The organism is Thermosipho africanus Ob7, assembly GCF_003351105.1.
GTDB classification, from domain to species: Bacteria; Thermotogota; Thermotogae; order Thermotogales; family Fervidobacteriaceae; genus Thermosipho; species Thermosipho africanus.
Genome location: NZ_NKRG01000002.1, coordinates 103,237 through 120,011, shown reverse-complemented (window position 1 = coordinate 120,011; position 16,775 = coordinate 103,237). Strand labels below are relative to the sequence as shown.

Annotated in this window: 20 protein-coding genes and 1 tRNA gene; 14 read left to right on the top strand and 7 right to left on the bottom strand. The window is 29.3% G+C overall.

Annotation, left to right across the window (positions count from 1 at the left end; all coding sequences use genetic code 11):
• Positions 1–11: 11 nt before the first annotated feature.
• The 3 genes from nusA to OB7_RS03000 form a co-directional block, all read right to left on the bottom strand.
• Positions 12–1,046: a transcription termination factor NusA gene (gene nusA / locus OB7_RS03010; RefSeq protein ID WP_004102602.1), complete on the bottom strand. Its 1,035-nt coding sequence runs from the start codon at positions 1,044–1,046 to the stop codon at positions 12–14.
• A gap of 11 nt (positions 1,047–1,057) precedes the next feature.
• Positions 1,058–1,504 (bottom strand): ribosome maturation factor RimP, encoded by a 447-nt coding sequence (locus tag OB7_RS03005; RefSeq protein ID WP_004102604.1) that lies wholly within the window; start codon positions 1,502–1,504, stop codon positions 1,058–1,060.
• A gap of 54 nt (positions 1,505–1,558) precedes the next feature.
• Positions 1,559–1,649: transfer RNA gene (locus tag OB7_RS03000), tRNA-Ser, on the bottom strand.
• Positions 1,650–1,766: 117 nt separating this feature from the next.
• Here OB7_RS03000 and OB7_RS02995 point away from each other — a divergent pair.
• From OB7_RS02995 to OB7_RS02930, 14 genes are read left to right on the top strand one after another with little or no spacing between them, the layout of a single operon-like run.
• On the top strand, positions 1,767–2,519 hold the full coding sequence (locus OB7_RS02995) for a DUF368 domain-containing protein (protein WP_004102606.1): 753 nt from the start codon (positions 1,767–1,769) through the stop codon (positions 2,517–2,519).
• Between the two features lie 20 nt (positions 2,520–2,539).
• A complete protein-coding gene (locus OB7_RS02990) occupies positions 2,540–2,809 on the top strand; it encodes a cupin domain-containing protein (protein WP_004102608.1) in 270 nt (89 codons plus the stop codon).
• Between the two features lie 16 nt (positions 2,810–2,825).
• Positions 2,826–3,449 carry a cyclodeaminase/cyclohydrolase family protein gene (locus tag OB7_RS02985; protein ID WP_004102610.1) on the top strand — a complete coding sequence of 208 codons (624 nt, stop codon included), beginning with the start codon at positions 2,826–2,828 and terminating at the stop codon, positions 3,447–3,449.
• Positions 3,433–4,536, top strand: coding sequence for a tRNA guanosine(34) transglycosylase Tgt (tgt, locus tag OB7_RS02980; protein ID WP_004102612.1), 1,104 nt, complete (start codon positions 3,433–3,435; stop codon positions 4,534–4,536). The genes OB7_RS02985 and tgt overlap by 17 nt, the downstream gene beginning before the upstream one ends.
• Positions 4,529–5,305 (top strand): hypothetical protein, encoded by a 777-nt coding sequence (locus tag OB7_RS02975; RefSeq protein WP_114702502.1) that lies wholly within the window; start codon positions 4,529–4,531, stop codon positions 5,303–5,305. The genes tgt and OB7_RS02975 overlap by 8 nt, the downstream gene beginning before the upstream one ends.
• A 1-nt stretch (position 5,306) precedes the next feature.
• Entirely contained in the window at positions 5,307–5,837 is a 531-nt protein-coding gene (gene pyrR, locus OB7_RS02970) for a bifunctional pyr operon transcriptional regulator/uracil phosphoribosyltransferase PyrR (RefSeq protein ID WP_004102622.1), read from the top strand.
• Positions 5,834–7,126 (top strand): phosphoglucosamine mutase, encoded by a 1,293-nt coding sequence (gene glmM / locus OB7_RS02965; protein WP_114702501.1) that lies wholly within the window; start codon positions 5,834–5,836, stop codon positions 7,124–7,126. Before pyrR ends, glmM begins: the two co-directional genes overlap by 4 nt.
• A gap of 5 nt (positions 7,127–7,131) precedes the next feature.
• Positions 7,132–7,437, top strand: a complete 306-nt coding sequence (locus OB7_RS02960; RefSeq protein ID WP_004102627.1) for a metal-sulfur cluster assembly factor — start codon at positions 7,132–7,134, stop codon at positions 7,435–7,437.
• Positions 7,434–8,219, top strand: a complete 786-nt coding sequence (gene prmC / locus OB7_RS02955; protein ID WP_004102631.1) for a peptide chain release factor N(5)-glutamine methyltransferase — start codon at positions 7,434–7,436, stop codon at positions 8,217–8,219. Before OB7_RS02960 ends, prmC begins: the two co-directional genes overlap by 4 nt.
• A 5-nt stretch (positions 8,220–8,224) precedes the next feature.
• Positions 8,225–8,680: a 50S ribosomal protein L9 gene (gene rplI / locus OB7_RS02950; RefSeq protein ID WP_012580380.1), complete on the top strand. Its 456-nt coding sequence runs from the start codon at positions 8,225–8,227 to the stop codon at positions 8,678–8,680.
• Positions 8,677–9,516, top strand: coding sequence for an MBL fold metallo-hydrolase (locus OB7_RS02945; protein ID WP_004102632.1), 840 nt, complete (start codon positions 8,677–8,679; stop codon positions 9,514–9,516). Before rplI ends, OB7_RS02945 begins: the two co-directional genes overlap by 4 nt.
• 12 nt (positions 9,517–9,528) lie before the next feature.
• Complete coding sequence (locus OB7_RS02940) at positions 9,529–10,713, top strand: metallophosphoesterase (RefSeq protein ID WP_114702500.1); 1,185 nt, start codon at positions 9,529–9,531, stop codon at positions 10,711–10,713.
• Entirely contained in the window at positions 10,710–13,289 is a 2,580-nt protein-coding gene (locus OB7_RS02935; RefSeq protein WP_114702499.1) for a CBS domain-containing protein, read from the top strand. Before OB7_RS02940 ends, OB7_RS02935 begins: the two co-directional genes overlap by 4 nt.
• On the top strand, positions 13,286–14,455 hold the full coding sequence (locus OB7_RS02930; RefSeq protein ID WP_114702498.1) for a TolB family protein: 1,170 nt from the start codon (positions 13,286–13,288) through the stop codon (positions 14,453–14,455). The genes OB7_RS02935 and OB7_RS02930 overlap by 4 nt, the downstream gene beginning before the upstream one ends.
• Here OB7_RS02930 and OB7_RS02925 read toward each other — a convergent pair.
• From OB7_RS02925 to OB7_RS02910, 4 genes are read right to left on the bottom strand one after another with little or no spacing between them, the layout of a single operon-like run.
• On the bottom strand, positions 14,444–15,361 hold the full coding sequence (locus tag OB7_RS02925; RefSeq protein ID WP_012580383.1) for a hypothetical protein: 918 nt from the start codon (positions 15,359–15,361) through the stop codon (positions 14,444–14,446). The two genes, OB7_RS02930 and OB7_RS02925, sit on opposite strands and share 12 nt — an antisense overlap.
• Positions 15,358–16,038: a hypothetical protein gene (locus OB7_RS02920; RefSeq protein WP_004102640.1), complete on the bottom strand. Its 681-nt coding sequence runs from the start codon at positions 16,036–16,038 to the stop codon at positions 15,358–15,360. Before OB7_RS02920 ends, OB7_RS02925 begins: the two co-directional genes overlap by 4 nt.
• The gene (locus OB7_RS02915; protein WP_012580384.1) at positions 16,026–16,469 is read right to left on the bottom strand and encodes a hypothetical protein; all 444 of its coding nucleotides are present in this window, start codon (positions 16,467–16,469) and stop codon (positions 16,026–16,028) included. The genes OB7_RS02920 and OB7_RS02915 overlap by 13 nt, the downstream gene beginning before the upstream one ends.
• On the bottom strand, positions 16,466–16,774 hold the full coding sequence (locus tag OB7_RS02910) for a hypothetical protein (protein WP_114702497.1): 309 nt from the start codon (positions 16,772–16,774) through the stop codon (positions 16,466–16,468). The genes OB7_RS02915 and OB7_RS02910 overlap by 4 nt, the downstream gene beginning before the upstream one ends.
• Between the last annotated feature and the right edge of the window lies 1 nt (position 16,775).

The window sequence follows — 16,775 nt, the reverse complement described above, 5'->3', positions numbered from 1 at the left end:
TTTTCCTCCTCTTAGACATTCATAATTGGTTTTATGTCAATTTTCCATCCAGTTAATTTTGCGGCAAGTCTTGCATTCTGCCCGCCTTTACCAATAGCTAATGATAATTGATTTGGTGAAACGATAACTCTTGATGCTTTGTTTTCATAATCAAGAATCTCAACCTCTATAACATTTGCCGGTTGTAATGCACTTGCAATTAATTCTTTAGGATCATCTGACCACTTAATTATGTCAATTTTTTCTCCATTTAATTCTTTCAATATTGCTGCTATTCTGATACCTTCTTCACCAATACATGCGCCAACAGGATCTACCTTTGGATTATTTGATTTTACAGCAACTTTTGTTCTTATTCCTGGTTCCCTTACTATTTTTACTACTTCTACTACTTTTGATTCTATTTCGGGTACTTCAAGTTCTAAAAGTCCTTTTATAAACTCTTCATTTATTCTTGTTACTAATATTTTTGGACCTTTTTTATCTTTTTTTACATCTTTTACGTACACTTTGATTAGAGATGCTGGTTGTATTTCTTCACCAGGAATCCATTCTTTTTTTGGCAGTCTCGTTTCTAATTTACCGATTCTTATGTCAGCCCAATCTTTTGTAACTCTTACAACTTCTGCAGTAGTTATTTTTCCAGCAAGTTCTGAATATTTTTCAAATTGTTTTTCTTTTTCTATTTCCCTAATTTTCTGAATAAGAACTTGCTTTGCTGTTTGGGCAGCAATTCTTCCAAATTTTTTTATGTTTAATCTTTTTTTGACAATATCACCAATTTTTGCACTTGAATTAATTTTAAGAGCTTCTTCTAATGATATTTGTAAATTTGGTTTTTCGACATTTTCAACTACTTCAAGGAGTTGGTATGCTTCAATTTCTCCTGTTTGTCGATTGATAATTATTTCAACATTCTTTTCGCCACCAAAGTCCTTTTTGTAAGCACTAATCAAAGCTTTTTCTATGACAGGTATAATTTCATCAACCTTAACACCTTTTTCTTCTTCAAGTTGTTCAAGTGCTTGTAGAAAATCTAAATTCATACTTTTCCCTCCTATATATCTATTTCTAAATTTGCTTTTTTGATTTGGTTATATTTAATTTCTTTGATTTTTTTATTATTTTCTTCTAAAAAGATAACTGAATCCTTCACATCTTTTATATATCCAATTATTGTTTCATTTTCCAATTTGATTTTTACTTTGTTATTTATAAATCTTTTAAAATCATCAATGCTTCTTAGTGGTCTATCAAGTCCTGGAGAGGATACAGTTAAATAATAGCGTTGAGGGATTATATCTAGTTTGTCTAACTGAAATTCCACTTCTCTTGAAATATTTTCACAATCTTTTGTACTTACATAATCAAGTGGATTGTCAATTACAATTTCTAAAAACCATTTTCCAGATTTGTTGTAATATTTAATATCAAATAATTCTAGATTATATTTTTTACATGCACTTTCGGCAATTTCTTTAACTTTTGAAACTATTTCTTTCATAATATCACCCCTCATAATATAAATACTAAACCGGGACATATAGTCCCGGTTTTCTGGCGGAGAGGGTGGGATTTGAACCCACGGACGCCTTGTGGGCGTCACACGCTCTCCAGGCGTGCGCCTTCGACCCCTCGGCCACCTCTCCAATTCTGTAACCAATATGAATTTTATCATAAAATAAAAAAATTGCAAGTAGTAACAATTTACAATTTTTGGAACAAATATTATAATGCTAAATGAGGAAAAATTAGGAGGTGTAATAATGAGACTATTTTTTGCAGGGATTTTAATAGGTATAGCAAATCTTATTCCAGGTGTTAGTGGTGGAACAATGGCAGTCATTGCAGGTGTTTATGAAAAACTTATTTCTGCTATATCTAATGTGCTTAAGTTTAAAAAGCAGGATTTGAAAATTTTAATTATTGTTGGACTTGGAGTTTTGGTTTCGATATTTTCATTATCAAAATTTTTTGAATATTCACTTCAAAACTTTCCTTTTTATATGTACAGTTTTTTCTTTGGATTAATATTTGCTTCAATTCTATTTTTAAAGAGGGAAGTAAAATTAAATATAGTTCCACTAATATTGGGTATATTATTGGTTATAATTCCTAATTTTATACCACATTCTTCCAATTCATCTATTTTAAAAATAGTTATTGCTGGATTTGCAGGTGGAGCTGCTATGGTTGTTCCAGGATTAAGTGGTTCTTTGATGCTCCTACTTTTAGGTGTATATGAGTATATTATTAGTGCTATAAGTAATTTAAACATTGGAATATTACTAATTTTTGGAATAGGTGTTCTTTTGGGAATTTATGCAGTTTCACTTGTCATGAAGATTGCATTTGAAAGATATGAAAATTTTTCTAAGAATTTAATTCTTGGACTTGTTATAGGTTCACTTTACCCAATTTATCCAGGTTTTCATGGAAGCGGAAATATGATTTTTGGTTTATTTTCAGCTATTTTAGGATATTTTTTAAGTTATATGCTTTCAAGATATATGATATAATATCATGGGGAGGTGTAATAATGGAAATAAAAATAACAACTCCTTCAAGAGAAGAGTTAGAAAAATTAGGAGTTTTTTCATGGCCAATTTGGACTAAAGAAGTTTCAGAATTTGATTGGTATTATGATGAAACAGAGGTATGTTATATTCTTGAAGGCGAGATTGAAGTTGAAACAAAGGATGGTAAAGTTTACAAAATTAAACCTGGTGATTTAGTTGAATTTCCAAAAGGATTAAGTTGCAGATGGAAAGTAAAAAAAGCGGTTAGAAAACATTATAATTTTAAATAAGTTGGGGGTGGTCTCAATGAATGTTGAAAGAACTACTTTAAAAGAGTTTTGTGATATGGTTGCAGATAAAACACCAACTCCAGGTGGAGGAGCGGTCGGAGCTATTGTAGCAGCTTTAGCCGCAGCATTAAATCAAATGGTTGCAAATTTGACTATAGGAAAGAAAAAGTATGCCGATTTTGAGGAAGTAATGGAAGAAGTTTTAGAAAATATGAACTATTCAAGAGAAAAACTTCAGCAATTAGCATATAATGATATAAAGGCCTTTAATAAAGTTATGGAAGCAATAAAGATTCCAAAAGATGATCCGACAAGGAGCGAAAAATTGCAAAAGGCGTTGAAGGAAGCTGCAGATATACCATTTGAACTTGCAAGAGAAGCAAGAAATGTATTAAAGTTTTCTCAAGTAACTAGTAAACATGGAAATAAAAATGCTATATCTGATGCTTATTCTTCTGCAGAGCTAGCATATGCAGCCTTCAGAATAGGTATGTATAATGTTTTAATTAACTTATCTAGTATTAAAGATGAAGAATTTGTAAGAAAATACAAGGAAGAACTTGAGGAATTAAAAAATGAAGTAGAAGGTATTTATAAATCTATTAGGGAGTTGGTTAAAGAGAATGGGTTTGAAATTTGAACTTTTAAAAACTTCTGGAAATGCTAGAAGAGGAAGAATTTATCTTCCACATGGTGTTGTAGAAACGCCAACATTTATGCCTGTTGGAACGAATGCAAATGTAAAATTAATGACTCCAAAACTTTTAGATGAAATTGGAGCGCAAATTATATTGGGTAATGCGTTTCACTTGTACCTTAAGCCCGGATTAGATGTTTTTAGATTTCATGGTGGAATTCATAATTTTATGAATTGGCAAAAGCCAGTACTAACCGATAGTGGTGGATTCCAGGTTTTTAGTTTAAGGGAAGGTCGTAAAATTACTGAGGATGGGGTCTTAATACGTTCTCCTTTGGATGGTAGTAAGCACATGATTACCCCTGAACTTTCGATGGAAATTCAACACGCTATTGGTTCAGATATAGTAATGGCTTTTGACTATTGTGCAGAACCTGGAATAAGTCATCAAGATGCGGTGGTTGCGCTTGAACTTACAAGTCTTTGGGCTGAAAGAAGTTTAAAAAAACTTCGTTCACTTTCCGACCAAGCAATATTTGGAATAGTTCAGGGTGCTTTTTTCAAAGATTTAAGGCTTAGAAGCGCTAAAGAAATAACAAGTATGAATTTTGACGGATTTGCAATTGGTGGATTAAGCGTTGGTGAAGAATATAATATTACTCTTGACATGACAAAATTTACAGTTCCTCTTCTCCCAGAAAACAAGCCAAGATATTTTATGGGAGCAGGTTCTCCAAAATTAATTGTTGATTTGGTAGACTCTGGTATTGATATGTTTGACAGTGTCTTACCTACACGAGTTGCAAGACATGGGCAAGCTTTAACTTGGAAAGGGAAACTCAATATAAGATCGGCAAAATACAAATTTAGTAAAGAACCAATTGATGAAAGTTGTGGATGTTATACATGTAAGAATTTTTCAAGGTCTTATATAAGACATTTATTTGATAGGGGGGAAGTACTGGGCCAAATACTTTTAACCATTCACAACTTACATTTTATGATGGATTTAAGTAAAAAGATAAGAGAAAGTATCGAGAATGATACTTTCCAGGAACTAAGGGGGGAGGTTTTAAAATATTATGCGTAAGAGTTTTGTAGTTTTCTTAATAATATTAGGTTTATTTGTTTTTTCGATGAGGACTGTTAAAAGCCCAGTCGACCTTCTAGAAGGTCAAAGTGGCGTAGGTGTTAAATTTGGAGTGATGTTTTTAGACAATTGGTTGACTAACTTTGAATTAGATTACTATGATCATGAAAATTATTTGAATGGTTTATTATATTTGAGAACAGAAAATAGCGAAAGTGAATCAATAAATAGCATTGGTTATGTTATTAAAGGTATGTCTAAAAATTTTCAATGGGGAACTAATTTTGTTTTTAATAGTTTAACTACCGAATCTACTGTAAGTAGATCTTTAAGTGTAGGAATAGGATTTGAAGCTGCATTGTCTAATTATTTTAATATAGGAGCTTTTATTGATGACTTACCTCTTTATGCTCAAAAACCCTTTACTTTTTTCAAGCCAAATGTTGGTATTGATTTTAGCTTTGGCACGAGCAATTTTAATTTATACGGTGCTTTGAAATATATAAAACAAGAATATATTCAGTTTAATTTAGGGCCCGTTATTTCATTTTCCACTCTTAATTTTGGTTTTTTTTGGGTACCTGAATATATCATTAAAGATGATGTTATGTTGAATAAAATAAGTGGAGATTTTAAAGTTGAATTAGAGACCTTTTCTGTTTCAATTTTTGGCTTTTATGCGTTTGATAAAAATGTGTCGGTTGATATTCCAATGCATTATGAAGCAGCACCTTATGGTTATGAAGTAAATATTGAGGTGAAATTTTAATATGAAAAAGATTTTGGGAAAAGATGATATAAGAAGGTCATTAATGAGAATTTCTCATGAAATTTTAGAAAGAAATAAAGGAGCAGAAGATATTGTTTTGCTTGGAATATATACAAGGGGATATTATCTAGCTAAAAGAATATCAGAGAACATTAAAATGATAGAGGGAGTTACAGTACCAGTTGGTGGACTTGATGTTGGTCCATTTAGGGATGATGAAAAAAAGACAAAAGATGATAAAAGTAATATAAATTTTGAAGTTAAAAATAAAATAGTAATATTAGTGGATGATGTTTTGTTTACAGGAAGAACAATAAGGGCAGCTATGGATGCAGTTACAAGTAGGGGAAGACCAAAATTTATACAATTAGCTGTGTTGGTAGATAGAGGTCATAGAGAGTTTCCTATACGCCCAGATTATGTTGGAAAAAATATTCCAAGTTCAAAGGAAAGGGAAACTATTAAAGTTAGGATAAGTGAAGTGGACGGAGAAGATTCGGTGTATATATTGGACAAGGAGGAAGAAAAGTGAGATATTTTGGAACAGATGGAATTAGAGGAATTGTTAATGAATTTCTAACTCCAGAACTAGCTTTTAGACTTGGTAATGCTGTAGGGAAAATGGTTAATGGAAAAGTTTTTATTGCAAAAGATACAAGAAATTCAGGTGATATGTTAGAAGCGGCTCTTATTGCTGGTATTACCTCTGCAGGTGCTGATGTATATAGATGTGGAATAATGCCAACTCCGGCACTTGCTTTAATAACCAAACTTGAAGATGCAGCAGGAATAATGATTTCTGCATCTCATAATCCTCCTGAATATAATGGATTAAAGGTAATAATGAAGGGTTATAAGTTGCCTGATAGTTTAGAAGAACGTATAGAAAATGAAATGCAAGATGTAAAATATAATTCTTTTGAAAAAGTTGGAAGAGTAATAGATTATAGGTTGGCTGAAGAAGAGTATTTTAATTATATAAAGGAACTTTATAAGAATTTAGATTTGTCAGGGCTGAAAATTGTTATGGATGTTGCTAACGGAGCAACGTATAATCTGAATCCCAAAATTTTGGAATATTTTGGAGCAAAAATTGAAGTTGTTAATAATGAACCTGATGGTTTTAATATAAATAAAGATTGTGGTTCAACTCATCCAGAAAACATAAAAAATTACATAGTTAATGGAAAGATTGGAATTTTGCATGATGGAGATGGGGATAGGTGTATTTTTTTGGATGAAAATGGTCAGGAATTTCATGGAGATAAAATTATAGGTTTGACAGCATTACAGTTAAAAAAAGAAGGGCGTTTGAAAAACGATAAGGTAGTGGTAACGATTTTATCTAATATGGGACTTGAAAGATTTTTAAATGAAAATTCAATAGATGTAGTAAGAACTAAAGTTGGTGACAGATATGTTTTGGAAGAGATGTTAAAGGAAAATATAACTTTGGGCGGAGAAAGAAGTGGTCATATAATTTATCTAGATAGATCTACAACAGGTGATGGGCTTATTACAGCACTAGAAACGTTATCAGCTATGGTAAATTCTGGAAAAAGATTGGCTGATTTGTCGAATTTAATACCTGACTATCCGCAAGTGATGATAAATGTAAAGGTTAATGATAAGGAAGTTTATAAATCAAAAGAAGTATTTGAAAAATTAAAATCAATTAAAGATTATAGAGTTATAGTAAGACCATCTGGAACAGAACCAGTTGTAAGAGTTCTGGTTGAAGGTCCAGATATGGATGAATCAACAATTATTGCTAATGATATAGCAGATTTAATAAAAAAATTTGATAATAAAAAGGAGTGATATTTATGGGAAAAATAACAGAAGAAATGGTTTATAACAAGTTAAAAGAAGTAATTGATTTTGAAATTGGATTGGATGTAGTATCATTAGGATTAGTGTATGAAATAAAGATTGATGAAAATGATAACGTGTATGTGTTAATGACAATGACAACTCCAATGTGTCCGCTTGCAGGTCTAATTTTGCAAGATGCAGAAACCAAACTTAGAGAAATTGAAGGAATAAATGATGTAAAAGTTGAACTTACCTTTGATCCACCTTGGACTCCTGATAGAGTTGATCCAAGTGTAAGAGCTCAGTTAGGGATATGACGGTTTATGAAGCATTAAAAATTTACAAAGATAGAGGGCTTCCTGAATTGGAAGCCTATCTTGTTATAAAAAAAATTACTGGTAAAACTAAAGAATATTTGGTTGCTCACCCTGAATATCAGTTTTGTGAGCAAAGTTTTTTTGATCTTTTAAATAAAAGATTAGTGGGATTTCCATTATCATATTTATTAAATGAAAAAAGCTTTTATAAACATAATTTTTATGTAGAAGAAGGAGTTTTAATCCCAAGACCTGAAACAGAATTACTTGTTGAAAATGCATTGAAAGTAATCGATAAAGAGAAAATAAAAAAAGTCGCCGAAATAGGTGTTGGAAGTGGGGCAGTAATCATTTCTATATTACTTGAAACAAATTGTGTTGGATTTGGAACGGATATTTCAAAAAAAGCCTTGGAAATAGCAAAAAAGAATGCAAGAAAGTTCAGAGTAATTGATAGATTAGATTTAAGATTAGGTAAATTTTTGGAACCATTCAAAAATGAATATGATGAGATTGAGCTTATTGTATCAAATCCACCTTATGTTAAAAATAATTCAAACCTTCAAAAGGAAGTTATGTTTGAACCTAAGGAAGCTTTATTTGGAGGAGAAGATGGATTAGATTTTTATAGAGAATTTTTAAGCAGCTATGATCTAAATGGAAAAATTGTAGTTATGGAAATAGGACATGATCAAGGAGATTTTTTTAGAAAAAAGGACTGGAATGTAATTAAGGATTATTCAGGAAACGATAGAATAGTAATAAAAGATTTTCGGAGGTGATTTAAATGAAGGTTGTTTTATTAAAGGATGTTGCAAAAATTGGTAAAAAAGGGGAAGTAAAAAATGTTTCTGATGGATATGCTAGAAATTTTCTTATACCAAAAGGTTTAGCGTTAGAAGCTACTCCTGCTGTTATGAAGCAGCTTAAAGCACAAAAGATGAAAGAAGAAGAAGAAAAGAAAAAAATAAAGCAAGAAAGTGAAGAGTTGCTAAAACTTTTACAAAAGCATTTGTACAAAATTCCTGTAAAAACTGGTGGAAGCGGGAAATTATTTGGTGCACTTACAAATGCGGATATTGCTAAGGCAATTTCTGAAAAAACGGGAAAAGATATTGACAAAAAACATATTGTTTTGAATAAGCCAATAAAAGAGCTTGGTTTGTATGAAATAACAGTAAAGTTACCAGAGGGAATTACTGGCAAAATTAAAGTAGAGGTAGTTCAGGAGGGTAAAAATTGAATGTAATAGCATATTCAAAAGCTTTATATACAACTTGGATTTATTATTCACCCGAGCGAATATTATTTGATGCTGGTGAAGGAGTTGCAACTTTATTAAATAATAAAATATATGCTATTAAGCATATATTTTTAACACATGGCCATGTAGATCATATTTCTGGATTGTGGGCTTTAATTAATACTAGAAATAATGCAATGGGAGATAGAGAAAAGGAATTAAACATTTATTATCCAATAGGAAATAAGGGAATTGAAGAATATTTGAGATTTATTAAAAAGATGAATTCTGATTTAAGATTTAATTTAAATGTATTTCCGCTAAAAGATGGTCAAATTGTTTATTTAAGAGAAGGAAATCAGCCAAAGTACATTAAAGCATTTTCTGTGGTTCATACTTACAGTGAAAAAAGCTTTGGTTATCATTTATATGAGGTAAGAAAGAGATTAAAAAAAGAATTTCAAAGTCTAAGCCAAAAAGAAATTGCTGAACTTTCAAGAAAGTATGGAAGTGATTATGTTTCTGAAAAGTTTGAAAAGAAAATTTTAACAGTATCTGGTGATACTTATCTTTTAAAGAAAGAGGATGTTTTTGATACGGATATTTTATTTCATGAATGTACATTTTTTAAGAAGGAAGATAGAAAATATAAAAATCATGCGGTTCTTGAAGACATTATTGATTTAATTAAAGACACCAAAATTAAAACATTAATTTTGTATCACATCTCTGGAAGATACGGAAAAAGGCCTGAGCGTTTTCTCGAAAATTTTAAAGAAGAATTAAAAAACATTGATGTTCATATTGTAAAGCCTGATAAACTATTTAAATTATGAAGGTGAATTAGAATGAAAAGGTACCTATTTTTGAGTGATTTGCACATAGGAAATGGGAGCGCAAAGGATGATTTTGAACACGACGAGCATTTTGAAAAGTTAATGCTAGATTTTTCTGATTTTTCAAATGTAGATTTATTTATAGTTGGCGATGGATTTGAACTGGTTGAAAGTAGTTCAAAGTTAGATTTTGATTTGCTTAATTATGAAGAATCTATTCAAAGCGTTAGTTCTGATATTATAGAAGAAATTGAGATAAAACATCCAAAAGTTTTTTCGAGCTTAAGAAAATTTGCTAAAAACGGTAATAGAATTTTCTATATAATTGGAAATCACGATTATTATATTTATAAAAATAAGGGTTTATCAGAAAAGCTTTTGGAGAAAATTCCAAATTTAAGTATAAAGCCATATCATTATGACGAAACTCTAAAAATGTTAGTTGTCCACGGTAATCAGTTTGATCCAGTAAATAAATTTGCTGTAGATAAAGCAACAGGAAAAATACTTCCACCACTTGGTGAATATATAGTAAGATATATGATAAAAAATTTTGATGAAAAGGTGCATGGAAAAGTACCAAGCGAGATTTTAAGAGATTATGATAATGTTCGCCCTACCCTTGATTTATTTGATTGGTTTGAGATAGTGTCTAAGAAGTATGACTTAGGAATTGATCTTTTGAGATTTTGGATGGAAGAGTTTTTAGGAATGATGAAAAGCCTTGAAGCAAAAAAATGGATGAAAACCAATTATCCTTTTTGGAGTAATTTTTCAAAGTTATTTTTGAATAATTTTGGAGGTATAAAGTTAGGTGAAATAATCGTAAGGGTAATAATGAATTTGAGAAAATTTAAAAGAACTGATTATTTGATAAAAAAGGCTAAAAAGGTATTAAAAGGCCGGATTAATTATGAAAAACATTTTGTAGGGTATGACTATAGAAATGATATAGAAGAAGTCAATGGGGTTATTATGGGACACATACATAAAAATACATTTAATATTTTTAACGTGTCAAATAATCCAAAGTATTATATCAATTGTGGCTCGTGGAAACCTGTTGTAGAGAAAATGCATGGCAAAAAATTTCAAAGAAGAAGTGAATTATTTTATGCTCTCTTGACGGTTAATGGTGATGTTGAAATTGTTACTTCAACTGTGAATGTTTTGAAAAAACGGGAAGTGATATTTTGAAAATAGTTACTCCACATAGAACTCCTGATTTTGATGGTTTTGCATCTGCATATGCATTTAAGAAAATAAATCCAGAATTTGAAATAGTAGTTAGCGGAAGATTTCAACAAAATCTTGAAGAATTTTTAAGATTATTTGAATTTAAATATTTTAGGGATGTAGAAATCAATGAAAATTTAAAAGAGCTTGTTCTTGTGGATACGGCAAGTTTAGATAGAGTTGGAAGTAAGATTTTAGAAAAAGTAACTGATGATACTAAGATAGTTGCATATGATCATCATCCAAAATTGAAGTTAATAGATGAAAAAATAGAAGTAAATAGCTTTGAAATTGGAGCAATAACGAGTTATTTTGTTTTAAAAATAAAAGAAAATGGTATAGATATTTCTCCAGAGGAAGCAACTCTATTCTTAATTGCAATATATGAGGATACTGGTAATTTTTTGTATGATACAACGAGTGCAGAAGATCTTGAAGCTGCAAAATTTTTGTTAGAAAATGGAGCAAGACTTGATTGGGTTCAAGAATTTATAAGTTTTGAGTTAAATAGTGAACAAAAAGAATTACTGCATTTGTTAAGTGAGAATGTTGAAACTTTTAATGTATATGATTACAAAATTGCAATTGCTAAAGCAGAGATTGAGAAATTTATTGGTGGATTGAATGTAATTACATATAAGCTCTGGGAATTTGAAGATTTAGAAACTTTAATAGTTGTAGTGAGAATGGGGAAAAAGGTCTTTTTGGTGGGAAGAACAAAAAACGATGATATTAGTATAAAGAAAATAATGCAATATTTTGGTGGTAACGGGCATGAAAAAGCTGGTTCTGCAACTCTTCAAAATGTTTCTTTGGATGAGGTAATTTATAAATTAAAAAATGTTCTTCCAAAATTTATAAATTTTTCTAAAAGGGCAAAAGATATAATGACATCACCTGTTAGGACAGTTTTTACACATGAAAGCATTGGTAAAGTATATGAAATGATGAATTTGACGGGGCATGGAGGTTTCCCAATAATTGAAGGTAATAAATTAGTTGGTATTGTTACAAGAAAAGCAGTTGATAAGGCAATGAGGCATGGTTTTTCAGATCGTCCGGTAAAGTCTATAATGACTACATCACTTGTTACCGTGTATGAAGATGATCCGGTTTTTAAGGTAAAAAAGCTAATGCTTGAAAACGATGTTGGTAGGATACCTGTTTTGAATAAAAATAATATTTTGGTTGGAATAATTACTCGATCAGATTTACTTAACCTTGATGAAAAAGAGTTGAAAAAAGGAAATGAATCAACACTGAAATTTGAAGATGTTAAACATTTGATGGTTGAAAGAATTCCTAGTCGGATACTAAATCTTTTAAGACTTATTGGAAGCTATGGTGAAGATAAAAAAATGCCTGTTTATGTAGTTGGAGGTTTTGTTAGGGATTTACTTTTAGGATTAGAAAATTATGATATAGATATTGTGGTTGAAGGAAACGGATTAGAATTTGCAAAGTATGCAAGCAAGCAGTTAGGAGCTAAGATGGTAGAACATGAAAAATTTTTGACAGCGTCGCTGTTTTTTAAAGATGGTTTTAGGATAGATATAGCAACAGCTAGGACAGAATATTATGAAAAACCAGCTGATTTACCGCAAGTAGATATTAGTACCATAAAAAAGGATTTATATCGTCGTGATTTTACTATTAATGCAATGGCAATAAAATTAAATACTAAAGAATTTGGATTACTTTATGATTTTTTCGATTCAAGAAAAGATTTAAAAGAAGGTTTGATAAGAGTATTGCACAAATTAAGCTTTGTTGAAGATCCAACAAGAATAATTAGAGCTGTAAGGTTTGAGCAGAGATTTGGGTTTAAAATAGAAGAAGAAACATTGAGGATTTTAAATGAAACACTCAATGGAGGTTTTCTTGAAAAAGTTAGTGGGCAAAGGATAAGACAGGAGTTAGAAAAAATTCTAGGAGAAAGAGAGCCGTTAAATGCAATAAAAAGATTAGCGCAGCTAAAGATTTTAAAACACATATTTCCTAAAACCTATTTTACATCTGTTATGGAAAAAAAGTTAGAAAATTTGTTTAATAACCTTAGTATTATAAAAGAATTATATAAAAAGGTTAATGTTTTTTATTCATTACTGAGGATTTTGCTTGAATATTATGATATTGATACATTAAAAAAGGTTATCAAAAAATATGGTATTCCTAAAAAATTTATAGATGAGATAAAAGCGACAGAGACAAGATTGCCTCCTCTTTTAAACATGATAAAATATAAAATAAGGTTTTCAGATATTTATAAAGTAATAGGTAAACCTTCAGCTGAAACAACTGCGCATATAATGTCATATATTGACGATGAGGATTCTAAAGAATATTTTGTAGAATATTTAAAAAGGGTTTTTTCAACAAAACTTAGCATTTCTGGAAATTATTTAAAAGAAAAAATGAATGTGAAAAATTCTGTTGAAATTGGAAAATTTATGAATGAATTGTACTGTAGAAAATTAGATAACCCGTCAATTAATGAAGAGGAAGAATTGAAAAAAATATTGGAGGATGAAACATGAAGAGAGTGTTAATTTTAGCCTTTTCCTTTGTTTTTTATATTTTGTTTTCTTACACCATTGGTGTAGTAACTAGTTATAGTACAGAAACATATAACTTACTTGTTGATGCAAGTAATCTTATAAACAAGGAATATAGTGAATATAAGGATTACGTGAAATTTATTAATTCTTCTTCAGATGCAACATGTGATTATTATGTAAATCTCTATTTGACTTATGATTCAACAAATAATTTATATAAGGCAACATACAAGGATTTTGACTATATTGTAAGTAGTGTTTATTCTCCAAAAGGTTATAAAAAATATAGTACATTTTTAGAGGAAATAGTTTATTATCCTCTAGAAAAAATTTCAATAAATAAACTTAAAAGAAGAGATTTTGACAACTATTTAAGATTAACATTTTATCCAGGTGTTGATGAATATGGAGATTTCAAAGATGGAAAATTTCTCTTTATAACTGATAGATTAGGCGGAAATAGAAATTTAGCATATATTGATATTCAAAATGAGAAAATTACACTTTTGCCTGTTTGGAGTAGTAGTGAGTACTATCCAAGGTTTTCACCGGATATGAAAATGTTACTATTTCAAGGTTCATTGCATGGAAACTGGAGTATCTATACCATGCCTTTTGGAGTTAGTGATTATTCCAAAAAGATAAAAAAGATTTCTGACAGTAATTTACCATCATATACTCCTGTATGGTATGACAATGATAACGTTTTATATATACAAGATACTGAAAAAGGAAATGTAATGATAATGGCAAACATTTATAATGGTAAAAAACAGGTTTTAAATGTTTATGGTGATATGGTTTTCACACCATTTGTTTATGATGGAAATATATATTATACCTCTTTAAATGGTGCAAATTTTGGTATATATAAATATGTGGATGGAAAAAATTTTAAAGTAGAAGATAGCTTTTATAACGAGCACGATCCAGTGATCTATAAAAACAAATTAGTTTTTACATCTAACAGGGATGGAATATATAGAATTTGGATGAAAGATTTGGATACATCAAGTGTTACATGTTTAACTAGTGATATTAATTATGATGTATTTTATCCTACAGTAAGTGATGGCCTTTTATTCTTTTCAGTTTATAAAGATGGAGAAGAACCGGATATTTTTGTTAAAAAATTAGATTTCTAAAATCAACTTTTTAATATTTTTATCCCAATCTCTGAATTTATCTTTTGATATAATTTTTCCTTTTTTTGTCTTAGCAAGTGAAATAATCAATTCATCTGCTGGTGAATGAAAGTATACATTTGGTAATTTAAATATACCATCATTTTTGAACATGTATTTAGCGTTTTTGTCAAAGACAATATAAAATGGGAAGTAAAAATCCTTGGCTTTTGAGAGAGTTTCTAGAAGGTTATAAATGTTTTTTGTGGACGGTGGTATAGACCAAAAAGCGATGTTATTGCCGTCTAAAATTACAGGGCTTATTGGTTTTGAAAAAAGAGCTCTTTTAAGATATGGATGGATTGATATTTTTTCTCTAACTTTTTGTTTTGAAATAGGATCAAGTTCATATATAATTTCTCTTAGCCAATTAATTCTATCTAAATTGTGAAAAGTAATTGAATTTATTTCAGAAATGATATCATTTAAAAAAGTTTCTTTATTAAGACTTTCGATAACATATAATTCGAGAAAATCTGATACCTTATATTTTTTTAGTAGTTTATTTTTTTGTTCAAAATATTTTTTATCGTAATTTTCGGAAGTATCTGGAAATGGAAACTTTTTAGGGTTAGCCCAAAACAATATTTCACCAATTTCGTTTGGCTCTATGTTTATTTCTTTAAACATTTTTAGTCTAGATATTATGCTTCCGTTTCCATGTAATAGGTTTGAGGTATAAATGATAAAATAATTTATGTTTGTTTTTTTTAATTTTTCTTTTAGTTTTTTATTTTCTAAGTTATTAATTAATATTTTGTAGTTGTTTGAGTTCATATGTTTAATACTTTTCAGGATATCAACAATTACTTTTCTTTTTCCTTTTAAAGTTGTAAGTCTTGAGAGATATTCTGGATCATAAATCAATCTTCAATGACCTCCAATTTATATTTTTCACCAATTTTAAAGACAGCAATGTCTTTCGAAATATCTTTTCCCTTACTTTTAGCATGTAATATTAATTTTCTGTCTGAGATTATTATATTATAGGCATATCCTATAGGAATATTTTTGTAATAACCTACAAACTTAATATCGCTATTTTTATAATTTGCGATAATATTTTTCAGCAATCTTAAAATTTTTTCTTTCTTTACGGAAGGTGTAGGCGAAAATGTTATAGTATATATTGATGAAATATAGTTTTTATTAACTTTAATATTAAAAACATTAGTTTTATATATTTTTATATCTTTTATCACTGTTGGCATTTTAGTACAACTAGGGGTTTTAAATGCTAAGGTTTGATTTTTAACTTTAGAAAATTTTTTAAAGCCTAGTTCGTTGAGCTTTAAATTATTTCCAGAAAACGCGATATCTTTTATTTGAATGCTATTTTTTTCTATCACTTCATTTTTTACATTCACTTTATTTTCAAATTCTAACCTCAGAACCTTTGTTCTTAATGTTTTATCTAAAGTTTTTGTGCTCAAATTTATAGAATTTTCAGAAGTATTTGCTGAAAATTCGAGTTTGAGATTATTAACTTTTATAAATCCAAGTTCCATTTTTAGTGTTTCGATAATATTTTTTATGATTCGCATACGTAATTCAACGCCTTTTCAAGTCGTGAGAAAGGTTCCGTAATATCTATTTTTTCTGATATATCAATTAAAATACCTTTAATATTTTCCTTTAATGGTATTATTTTAAAATATCTATTATTTATTTCCAATGATTCATCAGTAGGAGTTTTAAGCTCAGCTAAAAAGACTACATTCTCGAGTGATAATAGTTCTTGACTGTCAACAAATATAATTTCTGGTTTATTTTCAATTTTTTCAATTAGTGTTTTACCAATTATTTCAGTACTAAGGTATTCTTCTAGCGAAGAACCATATATGATTTTTTGTATTGCTGTTGGAATAATTGGTTCTGTGTATTTAAATTCCACTGGAATTCCCTTATCATTGATTATTAATATTCCACCAATGTATTTATCTATTATTTTTTTTACAGAAAGATATCCGATCAAATTCTCACATCCAGTATATGATTATTTTCAGTTTTGACAATGTCTTCTTTATTTTTATTTTTCTTTCCTTCTTTATTATAAAATTGATTGTTTTTGCTTTCATTTTTTTCAGTAGAATTTTTTATTAAATTGCTTGATGTTTTTTCAACAACTTTTGGTGAACTTTGTTCTCTTTTTATTTTTTCTTTTAATTGATTTGCATTAATTTCTGATAAAACATTTGCATAATTTTGTAAATTGCTAAAATGAGCAGATTTTTCTACGCTTGCTCTTGTATAAATTGGGTGTAATTCAATAGGGTCCATA

Bases quoted from the DNA above. Each gene is read 5' to 3' on its own strand.
- nusA (WP_004102602.1), bottom strand. From the start codon at position 1,046: ATGAATTTAGATTTTCTACAAGCACTTGAACAACTTGAAGAAGAAAAA.
- OB7_RS02940 (WP_114702500.1), top strand. From the start codon at position 9,529: ATGAAAAGGTACCTATTTTTGAGTGATTTGCACATAGGAAATGGGAGC.
- OB7_RS02975 (WP_114702502.1), top strand. From the start codon at position 4,529: ATGCGTAAGAGTTTTGTAGTTTTCTTAATAATATTAGGTTTATTTGTT.
- tgt (WP_004102612.1), top strand. From the start codon at position 3,433: ATGGGTTTGAAATTTGAACTTTTAAAAACTTCTGGAAATGCTAGAAGA.
- OB7_RS02995 (WP_004102606.1), top strand. From the start codon at position 1,767: ATGAGACTATTTTTTGCAGGGATTTTAATAGGTATAGCAAATCTTATT.
- OB7_RS02990 (WP_004102608.1), top strand. From the start codon at position 2,540: ATGGAAATAAAAATAACAACTCCTTCAAGAGAAGAGTTAGAAAAATTA.
- prmC (WP_004102631.1), top strand. From the start codon at position 7,434: ATGACGGTTTATGAAGCATTAAAAATTTACAAAGATAGAGGGCTTCCT.
- rplI (WP_012580380.1), top strand. From the start codon at position 8,225: ATGAAGGTTGTTTTATTAAAGGATGTTGCAAAAATTGGTAAAAAAGGG.
- pyrR (WP_004102622.1), top strand. From the start codon at position 5,307: ATGAAAAAGATTTTGGGAAAAGATGATATAAGAAGGTCATTAATGAGA.
- OB7_RS02960 (WP_004102627.1), top strand. From the start codon at position 7,132: ATGGGAAAAATAACAGAAGAAATGGTTTATAACAAGTTAAAAGAAGTA.
- OB7_RS02910 (WP_114702497.1), bottom strand. From the start codon at position 16,774: ATGGACCCTATTGAATTACACCCAATTTATACAAGAGCAAGCGTAGAA.
- OB7_RS02930 (WP_114702498.1), top strand. From the start codon at position 13,286: ATGAAGAGAGTGTTAATTTTAGCCTTTTCCTTTGTTTTTTATATTTTG.
- OB7_RS02985 (WP_004102610.1), top strand. From the start codon at position 2,826: ATGAATGTTGAAAGAACTACTTTAAAAGAGTTTTGTGATATGGTTGCA.
- OB7_RS02920 (WP_004102640.1), bottom strand. From the start codon at position 16,038: ATGCGAATCATAAAAAATATTATCGAAACACTAAAAATGGAACTTGGA.
- OB7_RS03005 (WP_004102604.1), bottom strand. From the start codon at position 1,504: ATGAAAGAAATAGTTTCAAAAGTTAAAGAAATTGCCGAAAGTGCATGT.